Origin of the sequence: Nocardioides euryhalodurans, from assembly GCF_004564375.1 — a bacterium.
Lineage (GTDB): Bacteria > Actinomycetota > Actinomycetes > Propionibacteriales > Nocardioidaceae > Nocardioides > Nocardioides euryhalodurans.
The window spans coordinates 2,130,459-2,147,075 of record NZ_CP038267.1; the positions used below are offsets into that span (position 1 = coordinate 2,130,459).

The window sequence follows — 16,617 nt, forward strand, 5'->3', positions numbered from 1 at the left end:
GGGTCGGGCCGCACGTGGAATCAGCCGATTCGGCCTCGGCGGAGTCGCAACTCCACTAGCCTCACGACCTGTCCGACCAGGAAAGGCCACCCCCCATGATCAAGGCCACCACCGCGGCACTCTGCCTGCTGCTCACCGCACTCCTCGCCGCGATGCCCGCGACCGCCCGGGAACCCCGTGGCGACAAGTTCCGGTTCACCGTCGCCACCGACGAGGACGCCAACGGCAAGGCCGAGTCCCGCGCCCTCGACATCATCTACGAACGCGACCTGCTCGACGTCACACCGACCCTCGACGCCGAGGCCGGCTGGGTCGACGGCGACCGTCGTGCCTACCGCTGCGGCTTCGCGTTCCTGCGCTACCGCGGCTTCATCGTCGGCCGCGTCACCGTCTCGAAGTTCCAGGACCCCGTCGACAAGAAGAGCGGCTACCTCAAGGTCAACGACCGGTTCATGATCGAGGAGTCGCGCAACTTCGACGGCACGGCCAACACCACCGGCCGGCAGTCCAAGGACTGCACGGTGGCAGCCGAGGACTACGAGCCGTTCTCCGGCGTGGCCGAGTCGCCCGTCGTGACCTTCCAGCACGGCCCGCACGCGATCGACGTACGCGACTTCGCCGACAGCGCAGACGTGTTGGTGAGCAACCGCTCGGTCGTCTTCGACCTCGTCTCCGCCACCGACACCCGGGTCGTCGTGCTCGCCTACGAGGACGTCAAGGGCAAGCTGCTGCCGATGGCGTCCATCTACTACGACCTCGTGCCGGACCTCAAGCAAGGCGTCCGGGTCGGCGAGCTGACGCCGGACACCCTGCACCCGGTGACGCTGCACGTCGGCTGCGGCCTGGAGTGCGGCGGCCACGACCACCACGAGCACTAGGGCGGGCGGCTCGCCCCACGGGGGACGTGGGCTCTGCTGGACGTCGGTGCCCAGAGCCGCCGTGGGCGCCTCTGACCAGGCGTCCGTGGAAGGCCCCAATCGCGGGTCGGGGTGAGCCAGACCACCCAAGCGGCCAGGCGAGCTTCCTGATGATCGATCCTCCCGCCGTCCAGGAGGACCCCGCTCAACCAGGTTGTCGATCGTCGGTCGGCGGTAGCGGCGCGGCCAGCAGACTCTCGACGGTTCGTAGGGCCAGGCCGAGGACGCGTTGCTCTGAGGGGCCCGATCGGGAGAGCAGCCGGTTGCAGTGGAGGTGGATCAGGCTGCGACAGATGTGGTCGACCGACGCGCCGAGTTCGCCTGCCTGCTCGAGGTGGACCAGGTGTTGCCCGAGGGGATGCATCTCGAGGTCTCGGGCTCGTAGCAGGCGGGCCAGTGCGCCGTCCGGTTCCAGGCCGGCTCCGTCGTGGGTCGCCAGGAGGGGCCGCAGGGCGCGCTGTCGCTCGCGGTACTCCGCGCCGGCCTGGTGGCGGTCGGCCACGCAGCTGCGGTAGACCGCGGCGCGTCGGGCTCGGTCCAGGCCGAGGGCGGCAAGCAGCGAGTCGACGCTCAGGACGGCGATCGTGGGATCGCCCGGATCGTGCCCGAGGTCGAGGAGCTCGACGGTGGTCATGCTGTCGAGCGCGAAGATCTGCTCGGCCACGGCCAGGCCCGACGGACCGCCGTACCGCTCGACCTCGCGCTCGTAGGTGTCGAAGGCAATGCGATCGCAGCTGCCATCGGCCAGAAGCGACCGGCTCCACTCGCTCAGCCGCGGCAGCAGGCCGGCCATCAGGTCGGCCGGCTCTCCTGCGAAGCGGAGTCGCAGATGCGGGTCGGGATCGGCGTAGCGCAGGAAGAACCATCGTGCCGCGAGTCCGCTGGACGTCGCGAACTCGGCGAACCGGCGGATCGGGCCTGCCAGCAGCTCGTCCTGGCCGCTGACGGGGCCGTAGAGCTTGGCGAACAACCAGTCGCTCCCCAGCGCGCGGAATCGCTCCTCGCGACTGACCTCCGTCGCGCTCCGGGTCGGTGGGTCGGAGGAGGGCGCCGGGCTTCGCTGGACCACGGACACGACCAGCTCGGGCAGGTGCCGTCCGTGCGGTCCGGCCAGCCAGGCGTGCTCGGGTCCGGGGAGCGCCTCGTGCAGGACGACCACGTCGTCCGCGGTGAGCCCGCGTAGCGCGCCCACGAGCAGGTCGGCCTGGGCGGGCGCCTCGAGGTCGATCAGCAGCCGGTTGTCGCCGGCCGCGAGGTAGACGTGGCGCGGCACCAGCCAGGCCGATCGCCATGCCGCCAGACACTCGGAGGCGCCCCTGTCGTCACCGGAGAAGTGGCGGTCACGCACGACGACGTCGATCCGCCACTGCGCCGGCACGAGCACGATCGGCCCGATCTCGAGCCGGGGCAGGAACGGCAGGTCGGAGGCTGCCCCCCACCCGAACCCCGACAGCGGCGCACGCTCGTCGCGGGCCACCTCCTCGACGAACCGGCAGGCCTCGGGCGCGCCCCGGGGGTTGAGCATGTGACCGGCATGGACGACCACGTCGCCCGGCGACTCCGGCCACCGCAGGTAGAAGCGGTCGCCGCGGATGCCGACCAACAGGTCGGACAGCGGTATCCCCTGCTCCGGGTCGACGCCGGGTGAGGTCGACACCATCACCTCGTGGTCGTGGAGCCGCGGCCGCACGGCGACGTTCGCCGCCCGCGGTCGGCGGGGAAGGTACACGAGCTCGGCGTGCAGTCGGCCGGGCTGCAGACCACGTACCGCGGCGGCGACCTCGGCCGCAGCGCGGCTGCCGTCTGGACCCAGCAGGTCCGCGAACCGGCCCAGGGTACGACCGGCCGCCTGCGCCCCGAGGTTGGGGCCGATCAGCAGCCGGAAGGCGCCACGGTCGACGTCCTCCGCCGACCCCGCGAGCACGAAGCACGAGAGGTCGACCGAGATCGGTGCCCGATCCGGCGGCGGACCCGGTCCGGCCAGCCGGGCGACATCCGACTCCTCCAGCCGGATGGCGAGCTGTCGGGAGCGCAGCGCCTCCGCGGCCGTCGTCCGCAGCCAGGCCCGACGAGCAGCCTCGGCCTCGGTGTCCACGGTCGGGCCAGTCCCGTGGCGGGAGGGGGGACCGAGACCGCGTTCGGGGTCGAGCAGCTCGAGCAACGCGACCTCACGATCGGCTCCGTAGCGGTTGGAGAACGCCTGGCGGTAGCCGTCCAGGCCACCGGTCAGGGACGCCGGACCCAGCCGCAGCAGCAGCTCGACAGCCTCGACCACGGCGTCGCCGACCCGCCGGCCGATCGCGCCGGCGAGCGGAAGTGCCGTGTCGACCTGGGCCGGGCTCCCCTCGAACGCGGGCAGCACACGGCTGGCGGCAGCGGACAGGTCGCGGAGTGCGGCGGGGCGGCCGGCCATCGGCAGGTCGTCCCAAGCCGCCATCCGGTCCAGCAACGAGGCCAGCGCGCGGTGGTGGGCCGACGCGGCGTCGATGCTTGCCAGGCGCTGCGCCACGTAGCGAGCCGGTGACCGATGGGTGAGCGGCGGTCGCAGGTCGGTGAGCAGGAACGTCTGCTGCCACAACTGCGCCAGCAGCCGCTCGATGCGCTCCTCGTCGGCACCGGTGGCCACGACGAGGTCGGCGGCGAGGTCGCGCCAGGCGACCGGCCGCCGGGCGAGCGCGAGGGCTCGTCGTACAGCGCGGGTGGCTCGGACGTCGACCGACCTGGTCTCACCACCGCCGTCGACCGCAGCGCGCTCGGCCAGCAGGAACCGTCCACCGCACTCCCACGCCATGGGGTTGGTCAGCACCCGAAGCTCGCGCCGCACCGCCGGGCGCGCCTCGGCCTCGGCTACGAGGGCCAGCAGCCACGCCATGTCGGGGCGGGTGCAGGTGCGCAGGTCCTCCGCTCGCAGATGGATGGACGTCCGGTCACCCCATGCTGCCAGGCCCACCCCGGCGAACATGCCGAACGGCGTCGGTCGGGTCGACATCCGGATCCGGTAGCGCAGCAAGGCGCTCGCGGCGCGGCCAGCCCGACCGGGGCTCGGGTGGTCGATCCCGTCGAGCAGGTCCGGACTCGCCACCGCCACTGCGGTTCGCACGAGCGGATCGCGGACCTGCTCGGCCGCGGCGTCCGCCGGCAGGGCGAGGTAGGCGTCGACGGGCAGCGTCGGCGCGCGCACCAGCACCGGCGACAGGGCGACGTACCTCGCGAGTCGGCTCATGCGAGCAGGAACAGCCGGTCCCAGGTCGGCTCGACCGGCAGGGCGGCGGCGAGCAACACCAGCGCCACCCCCGGTGCGCCGTCGAGCAAGCCGGCCTGGTCGACCCGCGTGCCACCGGGCTCGATCCCGCGATAACCGAGCACCGACTCCTCGGGCTCGAAGCGGTCGAGGAGCTGGTCGAGCAGGGCGCAAGCGGCGTCGTCGAACAGCGCGAGCCCCGTGTCGTGCCTGAACCTCAGCGTGATCTGCAGCAGCCCGGCGACGCCGTGGCAGAAAGTCGGGGAGTCGATCTGGCGAGCTGCTACCGGACGCTCGTAGACCCGTGTCATGGCCTCGACCGCGAGCCCGGTGAGTGCCTCGTCGCCGAGCGCCGCGCCTGCCAACCAGAGAGCCCGCGCCACGCCGGGCGCGCCGTAGCACCACGCAGCCCGGCCTGGTCCGTCCCTCACCGAGCCGTCGGGGATGCTGACCAAGCTGGGCCAGTTGACGCCCCACCGGTCGTCGCGTCGATGCCCCACCAGCCACCCGGAGACGTCGGCCACAGCCTCCCGGATGCCCTCGACGGCCACACCGTCCGCGACCGCGAGCGCCAGCACCGCCAAGGGGCCGGGTACGCCGTGGGCGAGCCCGCAGTTCATGCTGCCGTTCGGGTACCGGGATGCCTCCTCCTCGCTCGGAAACAGCTCTGGAGGCGTGTACCAGCGAGGTGGCTGCGGGTCGCCTCCCGACCCACGGACCAGCGCGATCAGTGCCTCGAGGGCGCCGCGTGTGGCTGCTGCCTCGGGTCGGGCCAACAGCTGGGCAGTGACGCCCGCAAGGCCGGAGATCGCGTCGAACTCGCGGACGGCCAGCCCGGCGACCCGGCCGTTGACGGTATGTGTCAACCGCTCGGCCTCGGCGTCCAGCTCCTGGGTCAGGGTCGCGTGCAACCGGGCGTACCGCGTGCCAGACCGACTCAGGCGATGGGTGACGAGCTCCAGCCCAGCGGCACCGGTGAACAGACCCGGACCCACCTCGGTCTGCTCCAGGGACTCGACGGCGGCGGCGAGGTAGTGGTGACCGATGGTGTCCCAGCCGGCATCGGGGAAGCAGCGGTCGAAGTACGACGCCGCCAACGCGAGACCGGCATCACCCTGCGCGATGTCGTGCGGCGACCAGCGGACCGATCCGGGGAACTCGGTCTGATCGGCCGCGAGGGCGACGCAGCGTCGTACGCGGACGGGATCCGCGAACGCGCGGCCGACGTGGAGCGCGGCCCGCAGGGCGGCCTCGACCCGCTCGCCCGAGAGGACCGCCGTCCAGGGCCTCACACCCGGCCCGACTGTGCAGCTCAGCGCCGGCGGTATCGATTGCATCCGCCACACTCGGTCTGTCCCGGGTCGGTGTAGCAGGTACCGCACGCTGTGTGGCCGTAGTCCGAGTAGCACGGCACGCACTGAGTCTCACAGGTCTCACAGGTAGCGCAGGTTGCGGTGCAGTCGTCGCTGCCGCCCCGAGGACCACCACCATCCGGACATCGTCCCCCGCCTGGCCCGATGAAGGTCTTGCACAGGAAGGGGTCGCAGGTGTGCCCGCACGGGAAGTCGGTGTCGTCCTCGGCCTTGGTGCACTCGTTGGGTCCCGAAGAGGCATAGCCCACCGACGCGAAGCGCGTGCGAGCGCCGAGCCGGATGTCGAGGTCGAACTCGTCGATGTCCCCAGCCAGGCGCGAGTGCGTGATGTCCACGTTGGCGTCGCTGGGCAACTCGATGTGGGTGGACTTCTCGCCGACGAACGGCCCCCGTTCCTCGGGGATCTCCTTGGTCACGAGGACGTCCCCGACGCGGAACTCGGCGTAGATGCTCAAGTCGCGCGTGAGGTACAGCCGCGCGAACCCGGGACGGTCGCTGTCGCCCCACAGCCCGTCGAGCGAACGGGTCCGGATCGCCGGCTCGCCCGGATCGGGACGGAGGTGTCCGACCCGCGGGTCCTGTCGCTTCTCGTTCGCGTCCTGATCGCTCATGACTTCCCCCGGGGCGGTGCTGCGCTGCCCCTCATTGGAAGGTAGCGACCGCCTGCAGGATGCGTCAACAGTGCCCGATCCGCTCGCGGCACGCCCGCAGCGCCGGTCCGCAACCGCTGCCGGCTCCCCATCCTGATCGCCCTGTCCTGCCCACCGCCGACACCCTCGTGCCGCCGGAGGCCCAACCGGTGATGGCAGCGTCCGTGGGCGCCCCCATCGTTGAGATCGCTGCGGACCACGAGATCTTCCGTGAGCAGCCCGCGCTGCTGGCCGCCTCCCACTGACCTCCGGCGTCAGCGCCCTTCCAACCGGTGACCGTCCCCCGTCGGCGGCGCCGACGCCGCACGGAAGCCGGAACGCCCCCGATCTGCATCACTGCAGGTCAGGGGCCGGACATGGAGCCGCCTGTCGGAATCGAACCGACGACCTATTCATTACGAGTGAATCGCTCTACCGACTGAGCTAAGGCGGCGCGCTGCCCGGGTCGGAGCCCGGGCAACGCGGGTGAGTATACGGAGCCGCGCGCTCGTCGGCGAAACCGAGGGACGTCGTCCCCCCGACCTCAGGCGACGAGGGTGGCGCGCGGCTGCTGGGCCGCCCGGCCGGTGAGGAGCGACTGCTCGCTCCCGCACCAGCAGGTGAACGTCACGTCGATGCCACGGTGGGTGTTGTCGAGCCGGGTGACCTGGCTCGGGAGGATCAGCTGGCGGCGGTTGCAGGCGGTGCAGTGGTGAGTGAACACGGGTCCTCCCCTGGAAGTCTCGATCGTCGGATGACTCCATTCTGGAGCCAGTCAAGGCATAGGGGTAGCCTGTCTTTGCTGCAGGATCCCAAGGAGATGCCTATATGTTCTCGTTGCACCAGCTGCGCTGCTTCCTGACGACGTACGAGCACGGCTCGTTGACCGCGGCCGCCGCGGAGCTCGGCTACGCCCAGCCCTCGGTCTCCGAGCAGATCCGGGCCCTGGAGAAGTCGATCGGCGCCCAGCTCTTCCGCAGGGTCGGCCGCGGCGTGGTGCCGACCACCGTCGCCGACACGCTCCGGCCGCACGCCGAGCGGACGCTCGCCGCCGCGGAGGAGGCCCGCCGCGCCGCCCGGAGCGTGATGGCCCTCGAGACCGGCACCATCCGTTTCGGCATGTTCGGGACCGCCCGGCTGTACGCCGGCGCGGGCCTGGTCGCCGACGTGCTCCGGCAGTACCCGGGCGTCCGGGTCGAGCTGATCGGCCAGAACTCCTCCGACGTGCAGGACGAGCTGCGCCGCGGCCGGCTCGAGGCGGCCATGATCGCGGTGCCGCAGGTGTCGAGCGAGGGAATGGCCGTCACCCCGGTGGCGCGCGACGAGCTGGTCTACATCAGCGCCGACCCCACCCGGCTCGAGACGCCGGTCACCCCGCAACGGTTGGCTGCTGCGTCTCTGGTCATGCCCGAGACCACGTGGCGCGCCGACGACTCGACGCGGATCATCCTGCGTCAGATGCTCCACGAGACCGGCCGCAACCCGCAGACCCGGATCGAGGTGGAGGACGTCGAGACCGCGGTCGAGCTGGTCGGGATGGGGATGGCCGACTCGGTGATCCCACGGGGTGCCGCCGAGCAGCTGCTCCCCCGGCTGGCGCCCACCGCCGGGCTGGTCGCCCTGCGCCCCCGCCAGTTCGACACCCTGGCGATCGTGCACCGCGCCGGAGCAACCCTCTCCCCCGCGGCCACCCTGATGATCGACCTCGCGACCCGGCGGATCCAGTCGATCGCCGAGCCGATCAACCCACGCTGACCGGGGGTGCCCGGTGGGCGACCCCGCGGCGTACTGAACTGCCCGCTCAGCGGGTCCTGGGTGGCTTCAACTGCCCGGTCAGCAGGACAGGCCGTCCTCGGGGACGGTGCCGTCGACCAGGTAGAACTCCACGACCTGGTCCACGCACGCGTTGTCGGAGTTGTAGCCGGTGTGACCGTCACCGTCACGGCTGACCAGGACCCCGGACTCGAGCTGGTCGGCCAGCGCCTCGGCCCAGGCGTAGGGGGTGGCGGGGTCACGGGTCGTCCCGATCACCAGGATCGGCGCCGCCCCCGCGCCGTCGATGTCGAGCGGCTCCTCGGTCGTCTCCGCGACCTGCCCGGAGCACCCCACCAGCCCCCACGCGAAGACGTCGCCGAAGGTGGGCGAGACCTCCTGGAAGGCGGGCAGCTCGGCATCGACCTCGTCGGCGGAGATGGCGTACGGGTCGTCGAGGCAGTTGATCGCGATCATCGCCTCGCTGCTGTTGTCGGTGAAGCCGTCGGGGCCGCGGGAGGAGTAGAGGTCGGCAAGCTGCAGGAGCCCGGTCCCGTCACCGCCGAGGCCCGCCCGGAGGGCACTGCTCAGGATCGGCCAGTAGTCGCGGACGTAGAGGGGCGCGACGATGCCGTAGAAGGCGTTGCCGACCGCGAGCTCGCGGTCCCCCGCCGTCGGCAGCGGCGAGGCCTCCACCTCGTCGAGGAAGTCCTGGATCCGCTGCAGCCCCTCGTCGACGGAGTCGCCGAGGAAGCACGAGTCGACGGTCTCGACGCAGTTGCCGACGTACGCGCGCAGCGCGGTCTCGAAGCCCCCGGCCTGGCCCAGGCTCAGCTCCCGCGAGGGGAGCGAGACGTCGACCGCGCCGTCGAGCACGAAGTGGCCGACCTGCGAGGGGAAGAGCTCGGCGTAGGTGGCGCCGAGCTTGGTGCCGTAGGAGGCTCCGAAGTAGTCGAGGCGGCGGTGGCCGAGCGCCGAGCGCAGCACGTCCATGTCGCGGGCGGCCTCGATCGTCGACACGTGGGCGGCCAGGGCGGCGTCGTCGTCGACGCATCCCCGACCGAAGGCCTCGACCAGGTCGACGAACGTCTCCTCCTCCGCCGGGTCGTCGGGCGAGGGATCGGCGGCGAGGTAGGTGTCGAGCTGCTCGTCGGAGACGCAGTCGACGGGCGAGCTGGCCCCCGTCCCGCGAGGGTCGAAGCCCACGATGTCGAAGGCGTCGAGGAGGGGCTGCCGGAACGCCCGGGTGCCTGCGGCGGCGTACGTGGTGCCGGGTGCGCCCGGGCCTCCCGGGTTGACGACCAGCGACCCCTGCCGCTCCCCCTGCGCGGGGACGCGCAGCACGGCGAGCTCGAGGGTGCGACCGCGCGGCCTGTCGTAGTCGAGCGGCACCGTCAGCCGGGCGCACTCGTGGTCGCCGCAGGGGGACCAGTCGAGCCGCTGCCCGTAGTACTCCCCCAGGTTGCGACTGGGCGCCTTCGCGGACCCGGGCTCGGGGACCGCCGCCCGGGTGGGCCGGTCGGCGTCGGGGTCCGCGCCGCCGGAGCCGCCGAAGATCGTCCCGACCGCGATCCCCACGCCGGCCCCCACGAGCGCGATCACGAGGACCACGGCGACCAGCCGCCTCACCGTCGCGCCCCGTCGGGCAGCCGCAGGGCCACCATCATCGACTCCAGCGCCAGCAGCACGGGCACGTTGAACTCGAGCATCTGCTCGCGGGCCTCGAAGATCCAGCCGATGCGACGCAGGTTGAGCTCGGCGCTCGACGACGCGGCCAGCTGTGCGATCTCGGCCCGCCGGCCCTCGTTTACCAGCTCGCCGGGAGCGCCGGCGGCGATCGCGATCGCGTCGCGGTAGACCGAGACCAGGTCCATCAGGCTCCGGTCGACCACGTCGAGGTGGCGACGCTTGGCGCGGGTCTTCTGGCTCTTCTCCATGGCCGAGAGTGCCGGGGCGTACTCGCGCGGACGGCGGCCGCGCTCGACCACGCCGTAGGCCTCCGCGAGGTCGCGACGCTCCCGCGCGTCGAGCGCGTCGGTGATCGCCTCGGCCTCGGCCTTGGCCGTCTCGGTGAGCTCGGTGGCCGCCCGCATGCAGGCACCGAGCGAGGTGAGCGAGGCCGGGATGGCGACCACGGTCTCGCGGCGGGTCCGTACGTCCTCGTCCCGGGCGAGCGCCCGGGCGCGCCCGATGTGGCCCTGGCTGGCGCGAGCGGCGTACGCCGCCAGCTCGGTGTCGACGCCGTCGACCCGGACCAGGAAGTCGGCCACGTCTCGGGGGGTCGGCGTGGTCAGCGAGACCAGCCTGCTGCGGGACCGGATCGTCGGCAGCACGTCCTCGACGGTGGGCGCGCACAGCATCCACACGGTCCGGTCGGTGGGTTCCTCGATCGCCTTGAGCAGGGCGTTGCAGGCCTGCTCGGTCAACCGGTCGGCGTCCTCGACGACCATGATCTGCCAGCGCCTGCCCACCGGCGCGAGCGCGGAGCGACGCACCAGGTCACGGACCTCGTCGACCCCGATCGAGAGCTTCTCGGTGCGCACCATGGTGACGTCGGCGTGGGAGCCCTTGAGCACCGTGCGGCACTCGTGGCAGCTCCCGCAGCCACCGTCCTCGCACTGGAGCGCGGCCGCGAACGCGACCGCCGCGTTGGAGCGCCCGGAGCCCGGTGGACCGGTGAAGAGCCAGGCGTGGGACATGCCGCGCCCGGCGACGGCCGTCCGCAGCGCCTCGACGACCCGGTGCTGCCCGACGAGGTCGTCCCACACCGTGGCCGTCGCCGTGGTGGTCATCGGGCCGCCTGCCCGAGCAGCGGGGCGACGCGCTCGCGCACCGCGGCGGCGATCTCGTCGACGGGGAGGCGGGCGTCGAGCACGAGGTAGTGGTCGTGGTCGGCGGCAGCGAACCCGAGGAAGGCCTGCCGCGCGCGCTCGTGGAAGTCGACGGACTCCGCCTCGATCCGGTCCCGACCCTCGAAGCGACCCAGGCCCTGCTCGGGAGCCACGTCGAGGACGACCGTCAGGTGGGGACGCAGGTCGCCGGTCGCCCAGCGCTGCAGCGAGGTCACCTCGCCGACGTCGAGCACCCGGCCGGCGCCCTGGTAGGCGAGCGAGGAGTCGACGTAACGGTCGGTGATGACGACCTCGCCGCGGCGCAGGGCGGGCAGCACGAGGGTGTCGACGTGCTCGGCCTTGTCGGCGGCGTAGAGGAGGGCCTCGGTGCGGGGGGACAGGTCGCCGGTCGCGGGGTCGAGCACGATCCCGCGGAGCTGCTTGCCGACCGGGGTGTCGCCGGGTTCGAAGGTCAGCCGGACCGCACAGCCCTGCTCCTGCAGCCAGGCCGCCAGCAGCCGGGACTGCGTGGACTTGCCGGCGCCCTCGCCGCCCTCGAAGCACACGAAGACCCCGGTGTCGGTGAAGGTCCCGTCGGTCACGGGATCACCCTACGGGCGGGGCCCGACGGAGATCTCCGAACACCACCGGTAGGTCCCACCGGGCCGCAGCACGGGCGAGGGCCACTCCGGGTGGTGCGGGGCGTCCGGCAGGTGCTGCGGCTCGAGCGCGACGCCCGCGACCCGGCCGCCGCCGGCGTACACCTGGAGGCCGGGCTGGTCGGTCGCGAGCGAGAGCAGGAGGCCGCCGCCCTCCAGCTCGGCGACGGTCCGCATCCCCTCTCCGCGGAGCACCCAGCAGTGGTCGAGGCCGGGGTCGACCGGCGTCGGCGCCCGGAGGTCGTACGCCGAGCCCGCCACCGCGGCCGAGCCCGTGGGCAGGCCGGTGTCGTCGGTCGGAAGGTAGCGGTCGGCGTCGACCCGGAGCAGGTGCCGGTCGACCTCGTCGGCCAGCCGGAAGTAGGGGTGGCTGCTGAGGCTCACGACCGTCGGGGCGTCGGTGACCGCCTCGTACGTCGTCCGCAGCGTCGGTCCGGACACCTCCCACGCCGCGCGGACCCGGAGGGTGCCGGGGAAGCCCTGGTCGCCGTCCGGGCTGACCAGCTCCAGCACCGCCCGGCACCGGTCGTGCTCGACGAGCGACCAGCTCCTCCTGTCGAACCCCTCGGGGCCGCCGTGGAGGGTGTGGCCGCGGTCGTTGGTCGGCAGCCGGTGGCTGGCCCCGTCGAGCGGCAGGTCGCCGTGGCCGATCCGGTTGGCGTACCGCCCGACGCTGGCACCCTGGTAGGCCTCGGAGACCAGGTAGTCGGCGTCGGCGCCGATGCCGACAGTCACCTCGCGGCGCCGCTCGCCCCAGGGCACGCGCACCGACGTCAGCCGAGCGCCCAGCAGCGCGAGTCCGACCTCGAGCTCGCCCTCGCCACCTCCGAGCCGGAGGGACCCGGCCGTGGTCACGACTTCTTCGCGACCTTCTTCGTGGCCTTCTTCGCCGTGGACTTCTTGGCGGTCTTCTTGGCCGGGGCCTTCTTGGCGCCCTTCTTGGCCGCCTTCTTCGCCGGACCCCGCGCACGCCGGTCGGCCAGCAGCTCGGCGGCCCGCTCCAGGGTGAGGTCCTCGACGGAGTCGTCCTTGCGCAGGGTGGCGTTGTACTCGCCGTCGGTGACGTACTCGCCGAACCGGCCCGACTTCACGACCACCGGCTGACCCGAGACCGGGTCGTTGCCGAGCTCCTTGAGCGGCGCCTGGGCGGCCGCCCGACCGCGCTGCTTGGGCTGGGCGTAGATCGCCAGCGCCTCGTCGAGCGTGATCGAGAGCAGCTTCTCCTCGGAGTCGATCGAGCGGGAGTCGGTGCCCTTCTTGAGGTACGGCCCGTAGCGACCGTTCTGGGCGGTGATCTCCACGCCGTCGGCGTCCTCGCCGACGACCCGCGGCAGCGACAACAGCTTGACGGCGTCCTCGAGCGTGATCGTGTCGAGGCTCATCGACTTGAAGAGCGAGCCGGTGCGCGGCCGGTCCTTCTTGGGCGCGTCCTCGGGCAGCTGCTCGGTGACGTAGGGGCCGTACCGGCCGTTCTTGGCGACCACCCGCAGCCCCGTCTCGGGGTGCTGGCCCAGCTCGATCTCCTCGCCCGCGGGGTTGGCGAACAGCTCGCGCGCCTTCGCCACCGACAGCTCGTCGGGGGGCAGGTCGTCGGGCACGTTGGCGCGCTTGCCCGCGAACGGGCCGTCCTCGTCGCCCTCGAGGTAGGGGCCGTAGCGGCCGACCCGCAGGTTGATGCCCTCCTCGCGGTCGCCGACCCGGAACGTCGCGAGCTCGCGGGCGTCGATGTCGCCGAGCTCGTTGACCAGCGTCTTAAGCCCCTCGACGTCACCGGACCCGAAGTAGAACTCGGCCAGCTCGGTGTTGCGGTCGCGCCGTCCGCCTGCGATGTCGTCGAGGACGTCCTCCATCCGTGCCGTGAACTCGTAGGAGATCTGTCGCGGGAAGTGCTCGACCAGCAGCCGGGTCACGGAGAACGCGAGCCAGGCCGGCACCAGCGCGGTGCCCTTCTTGTAGACGTAGCCCCGGTTGAGGATGGTCCCGATGATCGAGGCGTAAGTCGACGGCCGCCCGATCTCGCGCTCCTCGAGCTCCTTGATCAGCGTCGCCTCGGTGTAGCGCGCCGGCGGCTTCGTCTCGTGCCCCTCCGGGGTCACCGACGCGGCGCTGACCGCCTCGCCCTCGGCGAGCGCCGGGAGCCGGGTCTCGACGTCGTCGCGTCGCTTCGAGGTGTCGTCGGTGTCCTCGACGTAGGCCCGGAGGAAGCCGTGGAAGGTGATCGTGCGACCGCTCGAGGAGAAGACCACGTCGCGACCGTCGGCCGCGGCGCCGCCGAGCCGGATCGTCACGGACTCACCGCGGGCGTCCTTCATCTGCGAGGCGACGGTGCGCATCCAGATCAGCTCGTAGAGGCGGAACTGGTCCCCGCTCAGGCCGGTCTGCGCGGGGGTGCGGAAGCTCTCGCCCGCCGGGCGGATCGCCTCGTGCGCTTCCTGGGCGTTCTTGACCTTGCTGGCGTAGACCCGCGGCTGGTCGGGGACGTAGTCGGCGCCGTAGAGCTCGCGGACCTGGGTGCGGGCCGCCTGCACCGCCCCGCCCGACAGCGTCGTCGAGTCGGTGCGCATGTAGGTGATGAAGCCGTTCTCGTAGAGCCGCTGCGCCACCGACATGGTGACCGAGGAGCTCATGCCGAGCTTGCGGGACGCCTCCTGCTGGAGGGTGGTGGTGCGGAACGGCGCGTAGGGCTTGCGGGTGTAGGGCTTGGACTCCACCGACCTCACGGCGTACGTCGTGTCCGCCAGCGCGCCGGCCAGCGACTCGGCGTCGGCGCGGGTCAGGTGGACCCGATCGCGCTTGGACAGCTCGCCGTCGTTGCCGAAGTCGGAGCCGCGGGCGACCCGGACGTCGTCGACGCTGTAGAGCTTGGCGGGGAAGATCCGCGGGTCGTGGCCGGACCCGGCGTCGAAGGTGCCGTCGAGGTCCCAGTAGGACGCGACGCGGAACTTCATCCGCTCCTGCTCGCGGTCGACGACCAGACGGGTGGCGACCGACTGCACGCGGCCGGCGGAGAGGCCGCTCATGACCTTCTTCCACAGCACGGGCGAGACCTCGTAGCCGTAGAGCCGGTCCAGGATGCGGCGGGTCTCCTGGGCCTCGACGAGGTCCATCGCCAGCTCCCGCGGGTTGTCGGCCGCCTCGAGGATCGCCTGCTTGGTGATCTCGTGGAAGACCATCCGCTTGACCGGGACGTCCTTCCCGGGCTTCAGCTCGTCGAGAAGGTGCCACGCGATGGCCTCGCCCTCGCGGTCCTCGTCGGTGGCGAGGTAGAGCTCGTCGGCGTCCTTGAGGAGCTTCTTGAGCTTCGCGATGTGGGCCTTCTTGTCGCGCGGCACGACGTAGTAGGGCTCGAAGCCGTGGTCGACGTCCACCGCGAGCCGCCCCCACGGCTGGTCCTTGATCTTGGTCGGGGTGTCGGCCGCGCTGTTCGGGAGGTCGCGGATGTGGCCGATGGAGGACTCGACGACGTAGTCCCGGCCGAGGTACCCGCCGATGGTGCGGGCCTTCGCCGGGGACTCGACGATGACGAGCTTGTGTGCCACGTGGGTGCTTCTCCTGCGTCCTGGCTTCGATGGGTGGGACACCTCACGGTGCCTCACGGCCGATCACGGTAGCGCGTGGTGTCCAGTCGGCCGGCTCCCCCGCCGGTTTCCGTCCACAGATCCGGCCACGTCGCGGTGCTCCGGCCTACACGTCCCGGGCGGCGTCGCCCGCCCCCGCCGTCGTGAGGAACCCCTCCGCGACGAGCTCCCCGGCCACGGGGAGGTACGCCGTCGCGAGCTCGTCGGCATCGCGGTCGAGCAGGCTGCCGAGCGCGCCGAGGATCTGGCCGACGGTGAGGTCGCCGTCGCACGCCCCGACCAGGGCCGCCTCGACCGTGTCGGCCCGCCGGGCGCGGCGCAGGCCGCGCTGCTGGCGCAGCACGATCGTCTCGGGGTCCTCAGCACCCGGGATGCCGGTCGTCTCCTGCAGCACGTCCTCGCGCCGGACGAGCCGGTCCGCGAGGGCGACCCGGTGGCTGCTCCGGGCGCCCCAGCCCGCGATCTCGGGTGCGATCGGCTGCTCGACGGCGTACGGCCAGTCGAGGAAGGTCCGCGGGCCGGGCGTGCTGCGGACGTTGATCCACCCGAAGCCGATGCCTTCGACGGCCTGGTCCTCGAGCCAGCCGAGCCACGCGTCGTAGCGCTCGACGTAGTCCGGGGCGCCGTGACGGCCGGCGTCCTTGAGCCACAGCTCGACGTACTCGCCGGGGTCGAGCACCTCCCGCTGCACCACCAGCGCCGAGCAGTCGTCGTCGATCCAGCCCGCGAGCCGCTCGTCCCACGGCTGGCCCTCGAGCACCGCCCAGTTGGCCAGCACCTGGCACCAGCCCCCGTCGGTGAGGTGCGCAGGTGCGGACCGCACGATCTGCTCGACGACCTGGTCACCGGGCAGGCCGCTGTCGCGGTAGACCAGCTGCTCCCCGCCCGGTGGCGAGATCACGAACGGTGGGTTGGTCGTGACCAGGTCGAAGCGCTCCCCGGCCACGGGCTCGAAGAGGGAGCCCTCGCGCAGGTCGACCCGACCGACCTCGTTGAGCTCGCAGCCGAGCCGGGCCAGCCACAGCGCACGCCGGTTGACGTCGGTGGCCACGACCCGGTCGCTGTGGCCGGCCAGGTGGAGCGCCTGGACCCCGCAGCCGGTGCCGAGGTCGAGGGCGCTCCCGACCGGCTCGCGGATCGTCAGCAGGGCCAGCGAGGTGGACGCGGGACTGATGCCGAGGACGTGGTCGGACGCGACCCGGTTGGGACCGCCGTCGAGGCCGGGGGTGAGGTCGCTGAGCACCCACAGGTCGCGGTCGTCGGCGGCGTACGGCCGGCAGTCAACGAGCGCCCGCACCTCGCCGCCGCTGCTCTCGAGGACCGACTCCGACGCCAGCTCCGCGACCAGCCCGGGGAGGGCCCGGTCGGCCGCGCCGGCGTCCACCGGAGCCTGCAGCACGAACAACCTGGTCAGGGTGGCGAGCGCCGAGCCGTCCGTCGTACGCCGGAGCGCGGGCGTCGTCTCGTTGCGCGCGAGGGCCTGGTGGGCCCGGCTCCCGAGCAGGTCGAGCACCCCGTCGTGGGTGAAGTCGGCAGCGGCGAGGGCCTGGCGCAGGCGGGTGGCGTCCACCTGAGGATCCTCGCACCGGCCCCCGGACGCACCTCGACCCCGTCCGGCGTACCGGACGGGGTCGAGG

The 16,617-nt window shown here is 72.4% G+C and carries 12 protein-coding genes and 1 tRNA gene; 2 read left to right on the top strand and 11 right to left on the bottom strand.

The window, feature by feature from the left end; translation table 11 throughout:
• Positions 1-95: 95 nt before the first annotated feature.
• Positions 96-878 carry a hypothetical protein gene (locus EXE57_RS10135; protein ID WP_135077163.1) on the top strand — a complete coding sequence of 261 codons (783 nt, stop codon included), beginning with the start codon at positions 96-98 and terminating at the stop codon, positions 876-878.
• A 184-nt stretch (positions 879-1,062) separates the two neighbouring features.
• On the opposite strand, the gene EXE57_RS10140 is transcribed toward EXE57_RS10135, so the two are convergent.
• The 5 genes from EXE57_RS10140 to EXE57_RS10160 form a co-directional block, all read right to left on the bottom strand.
• Positions 1,063-4,140: a lantibiotic dehydratase gene (locus tag EXE57_RS10140; RefSeq protein ID WP_135077166.1), complete on the bottom strand. Its 3,078-nt coding sequence runs from the start codon at positions 4,138-4,140 to the stop codon at positions 1,063-1,065.
• Positions 4,137-5,450 (bottom strand): lanthionine synthetase C family protein, encoded by a 1,314-nt coding sequence (locus EXE57_RS10145; RefSeq protein WP_167305870.1) that lies wholly within the window; start codon positions 5,448-5,450, stop codon positions 4,137-4,139. Before EXE57_RS10145 ends, EXE57_RS10140 begins: the two co-directional genes overlap by 4 nt.
• A 20-nt stretch (positions 5,451-5,470) precedes the next feature.
• Positions 5,471-6,142, bottom strand: a complete 672-nt coding sequence (locus EXE57_RS10150; protein ID WP_135077172.1) for a hypothetical protein — start codon at positions 6,140-6,142, stop codon at positions 5,471-5,473.
• A gap of 396 nt (positions 6,143-6,538) precedes the next feature.
• A tRNA-Thr gene (locus EXE57_RS10155) sits at positions 6,539-6,614 on the bottom strand.
• Between the two features lie 90 nt (positions 6,615-6,704).
• On the bottom strand, positions 6,705-6,884 hold the full coding sequence (locus tag EXE57_RS10160) for a hypothetical protein (protein ID WP_135077175.1): 180 nt from the start codon (positions 6,882-6,884) through the stop codon (positions 6,705-6,707).
• Positions 6,885-6,988: 104 nt separating this feature from the next.
• Here EXE57_RS10160 and EXE57_RS10165 point away from each other — a divergent pair, with 104 nt between their 5' ends.
• Entirely contained in the window at positions 6,989-7,915 is a 927-nt protein-coding gene (locus EXE57_RS10165) for a LysR family transcriptional regulator (RefSeq protein WP_135077177.1), read from the top strand.
• Between the two features lie 78 nt (positions 7,916-7,993).
• On the opposite strand, the gene EXE57_RS10170 is transcribed toward EXE57_RS10165, so the two are convergent.
• From EXE57_RS10170 to EXE57_RS10195, 6 genes are all read right to left on the bottom strand, one after another.
• Positions 7,994-9,541: an alpha/beta hydrolase gene (locus tag EXE57_RS10170; RefSeq protein WP_135077179.1), complete on the bottom strand. Its 1,548-nt coding sequence runs from the start codon at positions 9,539-9,541 to the stop codon at positions 7,994-7,996.
• Positions 9,538-10,704 carry a DNA polymerase III subunit delta' gene (locus EXE57_RS10175; RefSeq protein WP_135077181.1) on the bottom strand — a complete coding sequence of 389 codons (1,167 nt, stop codon included), beginning with the start codon at positions 10,702-10,704 and terminating at the stop codon, positions 9,538-9,540. Before EXE57_RS10175 ends, EXE57_RS10170 begins: the two co-directional genes overlap by 4 nt.
• Complete coding sequence (tmk, locus tag EXE57_RS10180; protein WP_135077183.1) at positions 10,701-11,345, bottom strand: dTMP kinase; 645 nt, start codon at positions 11,343-11,345, stop codon at positions 10,701-10,703. Before tmk ends, EXE57_RS10175 begins: the two co-directional genes overlap by 4 nt.
• 9 nt (positions 11,346-11,354) lie before the next feature.
• Entirely contained in the window at positions 11,355-12,257 is a 903-nt protein-coding gene (locus EXE57_RS10185) for an aldose epimerase family protein (protein ID WP_135077185.1), read from the bottom strand.
• Positions 12,254-14,941 carry a type I DNA topoisomerase gene (gene topA, locus EXE57_RS10190; protein WP_135077187.1) on the bottom strand — a complete coding sequence of 896 codons (2,688 nt, stop codon included), beginning with the start codon at positions 14,939-14,941 and terminating at the stop codon, positions 12,254-12,256. Before topA ends, EXE57_RS10185 begins: the two co-directional genes overlap by 4 nt.
• A gap of 145 nt (positions 14,942-15,086) precedes the next feature.
• Positions 15,087-16,550 carry a DUF7059 domain-containing protein gene (locus EXE57_RS10195; protein ID WP_135077189.1) on the bottom strand — a complete coding sequence of 488 codons (1,464 nt, stop codon included), beginning with the start codon at positions 16,548-16,550 and terminating at the stop codon, positions 15,087-15,089.
• Positions 16,551-16,617: the final 67 nt, after the last annotated feature.